The sequence below is a fragment of the Roseiflexus sp. genome, from assembly GCF_057785375.1.
This window is the reverse complement of the sequence record NZ_JBYNRX010000087.1, coordinates 22317-34380: the sequence shown is the minus strand read 5'-3', so window position 1 is coordinate 34380 and position 12064 is coordinate 22317. Positions and strand designations below refer to the sequence as shown.

At 62.2% G+C, this 12064-nt stretch carries 9 protein-coding genes; 8 read left to right on the top strand and 1 reads right to left on the bottom strand.

Annotated elements, in window-relative coordinates:
* The first annotated feature begins 89 nt into the window (after window positions 1-89).
* From AC3EA7_RS16520 to AC3EA7_RS16500, 5 genes are all read left to right on the top strand, one after another.
* Window positions 90-515, top strand: coding sequence for a DUF3054 domain-containing protein (locus tag AC3EA7_RS16520; protein WP_488615173.1), 426 nt, complete (start codon window positions 90-92; stop codon window positions 513-515).
* A 133-nt stretch (window positions 516-648) separates the two neighbouring features.
* The gene (locus tag AC3EA7_RS16515; RefSeq protein ID WP_488615172.1) at window positions 649-1311 is read left to right on the top strand and encodes a histidine phosphatase family protein; all 663 of its coding nucleotides are present in this window, start codon (window positions 649-651) and stop codon (window positions 1309-1311) included.
* Window positions 1298-1981, top strand: a complete 684-nt coding sequence (locus AC3EA7_RS16510) for a Crp/Fnr family transcriptional regulator (protein WP_488615171.1) — start codon at window positions 1298-1300, stop codon at window positions 1979-1981. Before AC3EA7_RS16515 ends, AC3EA7_RS16510 begins: the two co-directional genes overlap by 14 nt.
* Before the next feature lie 186 nt (window positions 1982-2167).
* Window positions 2168-4666 (top strand): flippase activity-associated protein Agl23, encoded by a 2499-nt coding sequence (locus tag AC3EA7_RS16505; protein WP_488615170.1) that lies wholly within the window; start codon window positions 2168-2170, stop codon window positions 4664-4666.
* 24 nt (window positions 4667-4690) lie between these two features.
* Window positions 4691-8128: a flippase activity-associated protein Agl23 gene (locus AC3EA7_RS16500; protein WP_488615169.1), complete on the top strand. Its 3438-nt coding sequence runs from the start codon at window positions 4691-4693 to the stop codon at window positions 8126-8128.
* Between the two features lie 274 nt (window positions 8129-8402).
* On the opposite strand, the gene AC3EA7_RS16495 is transcribed toward AC3EA7_RS16500, so the two are convergent.
* A complete protein-coding gene (locus AC3EA7_RS16495) occupies window positions 8403-8618 on the bottom strand; it encodes a heavy-metal-associated domain-containing protein (RefSeq protein WP_488615168.1) in 216 nt (71 codons plus the stop codon).
* Between the two features lie 292 nt (window positions 8619-8910).
* Here AC3EA7_RS16495 and AC3EA7_RS16490 point away from each other — a divergent pair, with 292 nt between their 5' ends.
* The 3 genes from AC3EA7_RS16490 to AC3EA7_RS16480 are packed head-to-tail and all read left to right on the top strand — an operon-like array spanning window position 8911 to window position 12061.
* Window positions 8911-10377: a leucyl aminopeptidase gene (locus AC3EA7_RS16490; protein ID WP_488615167.1), complete on the top strand. Its 1467-nt coding sequence runs from the start codon at window positions 8911-8913 to the stop codon at window positions 10375-10377.
* Window positions 10378-10414: 37 nt separating this feature from the next.
* Window positions 10415-11263, top strand: coding sequence for a DUF5656 family protein (locus AC3EA7_RS16485; protein WP_488615166.1), 849 nt, complete (start codon window positions 10415-10417; stop codon window positions 11261-11263).
* Complete coding sequence (locus tag AC3EA7_RS16480; RefSeq protein WP_488615165.1) at window positions 11264-12061, top strand: YhfC family intramembrane metalloprotease; 798 nt, start codon at window positions 11264-11266, stop codon at window positions 12059-12061. It abuts the gene before it with no gap.
* The last annotated feature ends 3 nt before the right edge of the window (window positions 12062-12064 follow it).

Sequence of the window (12064 nt, the reverse complement as noted above, 5' to 3'; positions counted from 1 at the left end):
GCGCCACGGGCAATGATTGGGCAACATCGGGTTGTTCGCTCTATAATTAAGACAGGGCGCCAACAGGCAGACTCACAGGAAGGACGGTAATGGCGCTTCACGAACAGTCGCATTCTCCATCAACCGCCGGGCGTCGAATCATGCTGCTGGTCGTTGGCGACGCGCTGGCGCTCATGATCTTCGCAGCCATCGGGCGCGCCAGTCACGGCGAGGAGGCCGGTTTGACAGCGCTGGCGCAGGTGGCGGAAACGGCGGCGCCGTTCATGATCGGGTGGTTTGCCGTGGCGCCGCTGTTCGGCGCCTATCGCGCCGATGTCGCCGGAGCGCCGCCGCGGATGCTGGCGCACACCGCGCTGACCTGGCTTATCGCCTGGCCCATTGGTCTCGGATTGCGCGCATTGATCCGCCAGACGACCATTCCGCTCTCGTTCGCACTCGTCACATTCATCACAGTATTGACGATCATGACCCTCTGGCGCGGCGCATTTGCGTTGATCGCCGCCAGGCGAGTATAGATAACGGCGGGATACACTTGCCGAATGGCTCACAGTACGACCAGGGCTGGCCCGCGTAAGGGCGACTCGGAGCGCAGTAGCCGGCTCAGGCACGCAGAGGACCGGACGGGGGCGGCAAAAGTTCGAGGTTACAATGACAACCAACCTGTATCTGATCCGCCACGGTGAGGCGTATTCCAATGTTGAACCGATCATGGGAGGAATGCATGGCGATCGGGGGTTGACAGAACGGGGAATGGCGCAGGTTCACGCGCTGGCGCGTCGCCTGGCGCTCGGCGAGATTGCCGCCGATGTCCTGTACGCCAGCACATTGCCGCGCGCCCGTATGACCGCCGAACCTGTGGCGGAGGCGCTCAATCTGTCGATCCACTGGGACGATGAGCTTCAGGAATTGCGTCCTGGCGAAGCGGATGGGATGCACATCGACGAGGCGCGCGCCCGCTTTCCGCAGATGACGTTGTTCTTCAAAGAATATTTCACGCCTATCGCTCCCGGCGGCGAAAGCTGGGCCAGTTTTCAGTTTCGCGCCTCGGCAGCGCTCGAACGGTTGATCACCCGCCATCGCGGGCAGACGATTGTGGCCGTTTGTCACGGCGGCATCATCGAAGTGTCGTTCCTCTTTATGCTCGGGCTTGGACCTCACGCACGCGGGAGGAATGCGTTCCACGTGCAGAATACCGCCATTACCCACTGGCGCCAGACGACCAGCCGCGATGGACGGCTGGAGTGGCAGTTGATCACGCATAACGACTGCTGGCACCTTCGTGAACTGGAGTTCGAGCGTGACCGCGTCTGATCCGCCCCCGCCGGTCGATGTCATCACCGATGCCGATCTCTTTCCACAGTTGATGTCGGCGCTGCACGACATTCACGGCGAGATTGCAGCGGTTCAGCGTCCTGCCGGGTACCTGTTCTACGGCCTGGAGGATCCAGGCGCGGAGATGTACCTGCTCTACCGGGGGCGAGTTCGGTTGTACACCATTTCGCCCGAAGGACGCGCCCTGACCGTCCTGCTCCTCGACGCACCGGCGGTCTTTGGCGAGGTGACGCTGGCGGAGGGGTCACACCACGATAGTTACGCGATCAGCGTCACGCCCTGCACGGTTGGCGTTGTGCACCGTGAGACGCTGCGCCGCGCACTGCGCACTCAACCATCGCTTGCCCTGCAGTTTATGACCGTTATGAGCCGGCGGCTGCGCGCTATTGAGCGTAAACTGGCGGATATCGCCTTCAAGAGCGTGCCGCAACGTCTGGCGGCGGCGCTGCTTGGACTGTGGGCGGAACGACAGGATATGCCGCCAACTGTGCGATCGACCCATCAGCAACTCGCCGAATTGATCGGATCGCACCGCGAAACGGTCACCAAAGCAATTGGCGATTTTCGCGCCGCCGGGCTGATCCGGGTCGATGACGAAGCCATTCATCTGATCGATCTGGTGCGGCTGAGAAACCTGGCATATTCGTGACCTCTAGCGCGGTTCTCACCGGGCGATCAAGATAGTGCAATACGGGTTAACCGTCCTGCGCCAGGCGTTGGCTTCGACAAGCTCAGCCAACGCCTGGCGCCAATGATGCTGTAACTTGCGGTTCCTCTCATGTATCGTGTACAATCTCGCCGTGGCTGAATACCGGAGGTCATTGAGCTACGAACCATGTCGATTGCCGAACTTCCGCCACAGGTCACTGCACCGCCTGGCGACAGCGTATCTGCTGCGACGACGCGCCCACGCGCAGCGACCGTCTCGCTCGAACAGGCCGCCTATCTCGTCATTCTTCTGCTGGCGGTGATCTCGCGCCTGTGGGGGCTTGGCGATCGTGCGCTTCACCACGATGAGACGCTGCACGCCTACTTTTCGTGGCTGGTCTTCCGCGGCGAAGGTTACGTCCACGACCCGCTGCTGCACGGACCTTTCCTCTATTTCTTTGGCGCGCTGATCTATTTCTTCTTTAGCGTCAGCGACACCACTGCACGCCTGGGTCCGGCATTGTTTGGCATCGCCCTGGTGATGCTGCCCTACCTGTTGCGCCGCGAATTGGGGCGCAGCGCGGCGCTGCTGGCTTCGAGCTACATCCTCATCTCTCCGGCGTTCATGTATATTGCGCGCTTCATCCGCCACGATCCCTACACCATCCTGTTCGAGTTGCTGGCGCTGATCGGGGCTATGCGCTATGCAACCACCCGCCGCCCATTGTGGCTGTATGTGGTCGCCCTGGCGCTGGCGTTCATGTTCGTGACGATGGAGACGTTCTTTCTGTATATGGCGATCTTCGCGCCGCTGGTTGCGCTGGTGTTTTTCTGGAAGGTGTGGAAACCAGGCATGGCGATCCTGGCAGCACTGGGCATCGCAGTCGTGGCGCTGGTCTTCTGGCTGCCAGGGCGCCCGGAACGCCCCTTCCCGACCAGCGATACGGTCAATCGCATCGCCGGGCCGTATATCTGCCCGAGCGAACTGCAACCCTTTCCGCCACCCAACCCGATGCGCGTCGCGCGTCCCGGACCGATCTTCGGCTGGCCCCCGCTGGCGACGTTCGATAACAACTATGCGTTGTGCGTTCGCCACCAACCGGACGATAATTTCGGGTTGTATTTCATCAAACTTGGCGAGTTTGTCAGCCATCCGGCGATCCTGACCGGGCTTGCGCTGGTTCCGGCGACGCTGGCGGCGCTGTGGTGGGTCGTCTGGCGGCGACGTGATGCGACCGGTGCGACGATTTGGGAACGCGCATGCGCCAGCGGCGATGCGGCAGTAGCGACGTTCGCAAGTCTGGGGCAGGGACGCCGCCTGCTGATTGCCGGCGGGTTGTTCTTTCTTGTCTATACCCTGTTTTTCACCGCCTTCCTCACCAATACCGCCGGGGTGATCACCGGCACGACCGGCTCGCTCCTCTACTGGCTGGCGCAGCATGAAGTCGAGCGCGGCGGGCAGCCACGCCACTACTACGCTGTGCTGCTGGCGATCTACGAGCCGTTGCTCATTCTCTGGGGATTGATAGGTCTGGCGATGGCAGGGGTGCTGGGATGGCAACGGCTGATGCGCAGAAATCGTGATGCCGTCTCTCCTGCAAATGGGCGCGAATCTGGCACGGACGCAGAAACAACGTCGCGTAACGCTGATCCGTCTTCCTGGCTGCCGTTTGTGCTGGCGTGGTGGAGCATTGCGACATTCATGCTCTACTCGTGGGCGGGCGAAAAGATGCCGTGGTTGACGGTGCATCTTGCGCTGCCGCTGACGCTGCTGGGCGCGTGGGCGGCGGGGCGCACCCTGGCGTGGTGGCGACGCAGCATCAACGATGAGCAGTCGCTCGATGGCTTTTCCCTGAGCCAGATTGTGCGTCCCTTCCCGGTCTTTCTGGCGCTGCTGACGATTATCAGCGTCTACTGCCTGCTCCTGATTACGGTAGCCATTCATGTCAACACGCAACTGGCAGGACTGACGCCGTGGATTACGCCGCTCTGGATCGTGCTGACGGCGCTGCTTACGGCAGGCGCATGGATGCTGCGCGGCCGGCGCTGGGCCATCGGCGCGCTGGCTACTGGCGTGACGCTGATCGTTGCGGTGTATACGCTGCGTAGCGCCTATCAACTCAGTTTCCGCTACGGCGACATCCCGCGTGAGATGATGATCTACACCCAGACATCGCCGGATGTGAAGCGGGTGATCGACCGGCTCGACGAAGCGCTCCGCCGCCGCAGCAATGCAACGACAGCAACAGTCTGGTACGACAACGAAACGGTGTGGGACTGGTACCATATCCGCTTCGCGCGCGCCGAAGAGCAGCCGCCGCTATTGCAGCGCGCACCGGGAGATGATGTCATTGCTGTGCTCATGCTGAGCGAGAACTACGCGAATGAGCAGAACCGCCGGTTTCTGGAAGGGTTCCAGGTGCAGCGCTACCCCTTGCGCTGGTGGTTCCCGGAAGAGGAAACCTACCGCTTGCCGCGCGACTGGATGACAGCGCCGGTCGATGAACGCTCTTCGCTCCTGATGCGCATGCTGCGTCAACCATTCGACGCGCGCACCTCACAGCAATTCTGGCAGTATATCCTGTATCGCATTCCGCCGTACCCGCTTGGCTCGACCGATTTTGTCGTCGCGGTGCGCCCCGAGGCGGCGCCGGAGATGGGGCTGGGGTTCGGCGGCGAGCGGTAGCGTAAGCACGATTGGGATAGAACGATGGCGATTCTTTCACGTGATCCTCGCAGCGTCGCAGCCGCTCCCGCCGGGCTGGATCGCCCTTTGAACCTGGCGTGGCTGTCGCGCGATGTGTTGCTGTTTGCCTTGCTGGTGATCGCCAGTGTCATCGCACATCTGTACGGACTGGGGCGCATGGCGCTTCACCACGACGAGTCGATCCACGCCTGGATGAGCTGGAAGTTCTACACCGGCGCAGGCGGTTTTATCTGCTGGGGCAATCGTGTCTCGGCGACCTACTGCTACGATCCGGTGTACCATGGACCATCGCTCTACGTGCTGACCCTCTTCTCTTATTTTCTGTTCGGCGACGGCGACATGCAGGCGCGCCTGCCGCAGGCGCTCGCCGGGATTGCGCTCGTCGCCTCCGCCTGGATGCTGCGCCCCTACCTGGGAACGCGCGGCGCGTTGCTGGCGGGCGTGCTGCTGGCATTCACGCCGACGCTGCTCTATTACACCCGGTTTGCCCGCCACGACGGGTTGATGGTGCTGTGGACGCTCTGGATTGTCATTGGGTTTTTCCGCTATCTCGATACAGCACAGCCGCGCTACCTGTATCTGCTGGCGGTCGGCATCGCGCTGGCGCTGGCAACCCACGAACTCTACTACATCCTGGGGTTCATCTTCAGTTGGTTCCTGATCATCCGGGTGCTGTACGAACTGCTGCCGCGCCGGACGATGACCATTGCCCTGGGAAGCATTGCCGGCGTCGCGGCGCTGGTCGAGTTGAGCATCATCACCGGGTTGTGGTACGGTCGCCTGACGCCGACACTGCGCGCCGACGGCATTTCGCTGCTCTTCTTTACGGTCGCCAGCGGCGGGTTGATTATGTCGCGGGTGTGGGACCCGACGCCGTTGTTTGTGCCGCGCTTCGTCGCGCTCTGGCAGGAGCAGCGCACGGCGCTGTGGGTGGCGCTCGGCGTTCTTGCGTCGATCTTCGTGGTGCTCTACAGCGCATTCTTTGCCGATATGCAGAGCGTGTTCGCCGGGCTGTACGCCGGTCTGGCGTACTGGCTCGGATCACAGCAGGAATTTGCGCGCGGCGATCAACCATGGTACTACTACCTGATGCTGATGTCGCTCTACGAGCCGCTGGCGTTTTTTGGCAGCCTGGCGGCGACCATCTATCTCTTCACCCGCGGCGTGCGGCTGCACCGTAAAGAGCAGAACGCTTCGGACCAGACAGAGCAGTCGTCGAGCGACGGTAGCGAAACCATTGAGTATGCGCCGGGCAATGCAGAAACGCACATGTCATTCGTCGGGCGCCGGGCGACGGCGCTCTTTCCGCTGTTTCTCGCATTCTGGTTCCTCTGCTCGTTCGTGGCATTCTCGTGGGCAGGCGAGAAGATGCCCTGGCTCAACTCCCACATTGCGCTGCCCGCCAACCTGCTGCTGGCATGGGCGCTGGCGCGGCTGGGCGCGATCCTGAACCCATCAACGCTCGACCGCCGTGCATGGCTTGCGCCGCCGGCGCTGACATTGCTGCTCATTGCGATCGCCATTGCCTTCTGGCGCTTCGGCCAACCTGCGGTCGGGCAACAGGCACAGACGAACCTGCTCCAGGGAGCGCTGCTGCTCATGCTGGCAGGCGCACTGATCTACCTGATTGTTCGTATCACTCAATGGGCCGGGGTGCGCGCAACGCTGGCTCTCTGCGCACTGACGGTTGCCGCACTGGCAGGCGCGTATACGCTACGCTCCGCCTGGCTGGTCGTCTATGACCACCCGGATACGCCGGTCGAGCCGCTGATCTACACCCAGAGTACACCCGATACGCCGCTGATTGTTGCGCAGATCCGCGATCTGGCGATCAGCCAGACGCGCAACACGCGCGGCGTAAACGACCCGACCGGCGGCCTTTCAATGCCGGTGATCATGGATAGCGGCGACCCGGCGCAGGATGGCGAGGGCAGCCTGGCATGGCCCTATACCTGGTATTTGCGCGACCTTAAGCGTCTGGAGTTGCGCAACGCCGATCAATTCCGTTCTGCAACCACCGACACCTTTCTGGTCGATCCGCCGCAAGGCGCGGGGGAACGCATTCTGGCGCCGGTGGTGCTGGCGTCGCGTGTGAGCCTGAATACCACTGCGCAGCAGGCGCTCGAGGCGAATTATGTGCGGCTGTACGACACCAAACTGAACTGGTGGTTCCCCGAAGGCAACAAATGCGATCCGCAAAGCGCTGGCTACAAACGCTTCTACTTCGCCTATCCCGGCAGCGCGGGCGACATTGCGAAAGCCTGCCCCGGCTTACAACCACAGGACGCGCCGCCGGTCTGGGCGCCGATCTTCTGGATTTTCGACAGTTCCCATTGGGCAAACACCGGGCGGTACCTGCTCTACCGCGAATTGCCGCCGCCGCTCCGTCTCGACGGGCGCGAGATGTCGGTGTGGGTGCGGCGCGACCTGGCGCGCGTCGGCGATGCGTCTGCCGTTGCAACAACCAGCAGCGTCGTCAAACTCGTGGCGACCAGCATCTTCGGCGAATTCGGCAGTCAACCCGGGCAACTCATCCAGCCGCGCGGCGTGGCCGTCGATCCCCAGGGGAACGTCATCGTAGCGGACAGCGCCAATCACCGCCTGATCGTCTTCGACCCCTCCGGGACGCCGATCCGCACCATCGGCAGTTTCGGCAACAGCGACGGGCAGTTCTACGAACCGCGCGGCGTCGCCGTCGATGCTGCCGGGAACATCTACGTCGCCGACACCTGGAATGCGCGGGTCGTCAAACTCGACCCGCAGGGCGCATTCCTCGCCAGTTGGGGCGTCGGGAGCGAAGATTTCGGCGATGGACGGCGCGCCTCGCCAACTGGCGGCACGCAGGAACAGAACCTCGCCCGACCGCTCGACTTCTTCGGTCCGCGCGGCGTGGCCGTCGATGCCGAAGGAAACGTCTACATCGCTGACACCGGCAACAAACGGATCGTGGTGACCGACAGCGACGGCAACTACAAATACCAGTGGGGGTATGACGGCAACGCCGCCGGGCAGTTCAACGAACCGATCGGCGTCGCCGTCGATGAAAACGGCACGGTCTTCGTCGCCGATACCTGGAATAGCCGCGTGCAGGCATTTGCGCGCAGTGAAGATGGACAGGTCGATCCTTTGCCCTATGCCACCTGGCGCATTCCCGGATGGCAACCGCAAACCTACGAGGACCCCTACATCGCCGCGCAAGGCGGGCGGGTGGTCGTCAGCGTTCCTTTGCGCAATCTGCTGATGCTGACCGACGACAACGGTGTTGGATTGCTGACGTGGGGCGGAATCGGCAGCGACTTCGCATCGGTCAACCTGCCGTGCGGGATGGCATTCGCTCCCGATGGCTCGGTGGTGGTCGTGGATCGAGGAAATGCGCGGGTGCTGCGGTTCAGCCTGCCGAACGTAGCGCCGCCGGCGCCCGATGGCGCCCCGCTGCGGTAGCGCGACATGATTGAAGATGGGAAAGAGGCGAGAGGCGAGAGGTAAGAGGCAAGAGGCGAAGAGCAAGAGGCGCGAGGCGAGCGGCACGAGGCGAGCGGCACGAGGCGAGCAGCACGAGGCGAGACATCTCACGCCTCACGCCTCATTCCTCATTCCTCATTCCTCACTCCTCACCCCTCACTCCTCACCCCTCTCGCCTCACCCCTCTCGCCTCACCCCTCTCGCCTCACCCCTCTCGCCTCACCCCTCTCGCCTCACCCCTCTCGCCTCACTCCTACACCAGCACCGCCACCTCATCATACCCGGCGTCGTTGATCGCTCGGATCAGATCATCGGCAGTCACCTGCTGGTCGTGATCGACACGCACACTCTTGTCACTCAGATTGACGACGACCTGGCGCACGCCCGGCAGCGCGTTGACTGCTTTGGTGATGGCGTTGACGCAGTGCTGGCATGATATGCCCGGCACTCGAAATTGATCGGTGATCATGACTTCTCTCCGCCCTTCATGGGTCTGCACTCTTTGTGAGAAACAATCGCAGAGTAGTATATGCTCCCTGGTCATGGGTGTCAATTCCTGTCGTCCACGAAGGGCACGAAGGGACACCAATATGCCCCATGGGTATGGGCGCCAATTGAGCTGTGAAGAGCAACGGCAATATCGGAAACGCCGTCCCGTGGTATAATGCCTCTCCGTTCTCGAAACAGCGTTTGAACAATGTCAACACGCGATTCCAGGGCGTACATGCTCGCCCACTACTGATGGTCGACGGAGTTCTCTTATGCGCGTAACGGTTACTGCTGGCGATCCTCTGACCACTGCGACCGACCTGCTGGTTCTCGCTCTGTGGGAAGATGAGCCGCTCGCATCGCCCCTGGCTGATCTGATCGAGCCGGGCGACTGGTCGGGCAAGGCGAAACAGACGTTATTGATCTACCCGCGCGGCGCGCTTCCTGCGCGGCGGGTGTTGCTCATCGGCATGGGCAAACGTTCGTCGTTCGATCTCGACCAGCTGCGTGAAGTTGCGGCAATGTCAATGCAGCGCGCGCGAGAACTGAAGGTCGAGCGATTCGCGTTTGCACTACCGGTCGTGCCCGATCAGACCCCCGAGACGGTTGCTGCTGCCATTGCTGAAGGCAGTCTGCTTGGAGGATACCGCTTCCTGGAGTACAAGAGCGACCTCAAGCCGGAAGATCGCCGCGAGGTCGATGAACTGACCCTGCTAGCGCCGGGTGATGCAGCGGAGGAAGCCGCACGCGGCGTTGCGCGCGGTGGAGCGGTTGCGCGCGGCGTCAATCTGGCGCGTGACCTGGCAAACCTTCCTCCTAACGATCTGACGCCGGCGCGCCTGGCGGAACGCGCGCGTGAACTCGCTGCAGCATTCGATCTGCCTATCACGGTGTTGGGTCCGGCAGAGATGCGCGAGCAGGGGTTTGGCGGCATTCTTGCCGTTGGGCAGGGATCGACGAATGAGCCGCGCTTCATCGCCATCGACTATGGCGCGCAGTATGCCGATGGGCCCACCATCTGCCTGGTGGGGAAGGGAATGACGTTCGACTCCGGCGGGATTTCAATCAAACCTGCCGAGAATATGGACGCAATGAAAATGGATATGAGCGGCGCAGCTGCGGTGCTTGGCGCACTGCATACCACCGCGGAATTGCGCCTGCCGCTGCACGTGGTGGCGTTGATCGGCGCAGCGGAAAATATGCCGGACGGGTCGGCGTATCGCCCCGGCGACATCCTGAAGACCCTCAGCGGCAAGACGATCGAGGTGCTGAATACTGACGCCGAAGGGCGGATCGTGCTGGCGGACGTTCTGACCTATGCGCAACGCTACAATCCGTCGGCGATCATCGATCTTGCGACGCTGACCGGCGCGATCAGCGTGGCGCTCGGACCGCACGCCATTGGGCTGTTTGCGAATGACGACGCGCTGGCGCAGCGGCTGCTGCGCGCTGGCGAGGTGGCTGGCGAGCGCGCCTGGCAATTGCCGCTGTGGCAACCGTACCGCGAGATGGTCAAAAGCGAGATCGCCGATGTACGCAACTCTACCGGGCGGCAGGGGGGCGCGATCACGGCTGCCGCGTTTCTCAATGCCTTCGTCGGCGACTATCCCTGGGCGCACCTCGACATTGCCGGAACGGCATGGACCGACGCGAAACCCAAGGCGTATCAGCCGAAAGGCGCAACCGGCGTCGGTGTACGCCTGCTCCTCCAGGCGCTGCGCGACTGGACCCAGGGGTGACCGCCGCTTAATCCGGTTTGATTGAGGTCGGAACAGTATGAACCCTGCACCACGGTATGATCGGATTGTGTCGCTGGTGCTGCTGGCGCTCGTCGGGCTGGCGGTCGTCTTTTTGATCGATGTCAACCCGAATATTCTGCGCGCACGTTTCGGCGGCGACTTTCCTGCGATTACCGTCTCGTGGCTGTTGATCGCCTCGCTGGTAGTGATCGCCAGCACAGGGGCGGATATCTTCATTCGCGCGCATCCACAGATACAGACGCGATCGTTGCCGATCGTGAACCTTGGCATTGTGCACGTCGAACTGGCGCCCTCCTTCTGGATTCTGCCGTCGTTTGCGATCATCGCGTCATTTGCCTTCTTCCGCCTCTTCAGCGCAAGTATCGAGACGCTCGCGTTCGTACTGGCGCTGATCGCCGCTGGCGGGTTTCTGTTCGGCGCGCTGGTGGCGCAACACTATTCGCTCGACCGCCGGACCAGTGTGCGCCAGGGCGCGCGTCTGGCATTGCAGGCGATGGCGCTGCTGCTGGCATTCGGGGTGTTCAGCGCCATCTATTATGCCCGTATGCGCACTCTTTACTCCGCCACGCTGATCGGCGCCAGCGCCGCGCTCCTCGCGTATGCGTTGCTCTCCCAGACCTCCGCGCGCAATCTGTTCACGCTGTCGCTGCTCGTCGGTCTGACGCTGGCGGAAGCGACGTGGGCGCTCAATTATTGGGCGACGTCGTTTCTGATCGGCGGCGCTTTGCTGCTGGCATTGTTCTACATTATTACCAGCCTGTTGCAGGGATATCTTGAAGGAACGTTAACCCGTCGCGTGATGTGGGAGTATGGCGTGCTTGGCGGTGTGATGCTGCTGGCAATCGTGTATGTAACCCTGCGCTGAATGGAGCCTTCTTTTCAAATAAGCACCGGACGGGTTGCGGCAACGATTGTCGCGATCCTGTTCGAGACGCTCTTTCCACTGGCAGCAGCGTGGTTCGTCAGTCGCAGATTGCACGTTTCCTGGCGCTATTTCGCTTACGGCGCCGTCATTTTTCTTATCTTCCAGTTAATCACCCGCGTTCCGATTGTACTGGCAATCCAGGGGGCGCTGGCGCCACAGTTGCAGGCGTCACGCCCGCTGCTCTTCGGCTGGCTGGCGGCGCTGGCGCTGACCGCCGGGCTTGCAGAGGAGATTGGCCGCTACGTGGGGTATCGCTGGCTGTTTCGTGAAGAAAAAACCTGGTCGCGCGCCGTGATGTATGGTCTGGGGCATGGCGGTCTGGAGTCGATGGTGCTGGTCGCCGGTCTGACGCTTCTGGGGTTGATCAATCTTCTGGCGTTGAGCGCAGTCGATCTGGCGGCGCTGCCGCTGACGGATGAGCAACATGAATTGGCGCGCCAGCAGTTAGCCGCAGTCGCTGCACAACCCGACTGGCTGCCGCTGGTTGGGGCGTGGGAACGTCTCTGGACGCTGCCGGTGCACGTGGCGCTGTCAGTGATGGTGGTGCAGGTCTTTCGACGTGGACAGATCTGGTGGCTCTGGCTGGCAATCGCGACGCATACGCTGGTCAACCTGCTGGCTGTGGGGGTCGCGCCTGCGTTTGGGTTGCAGGGTGCGACAGCCATCCTGATACCCGAGATGATCGTCACGCTGGCAGGCATGGCAGGTCTGTGGGTCATCTGGATCACTCGTCACTGACGT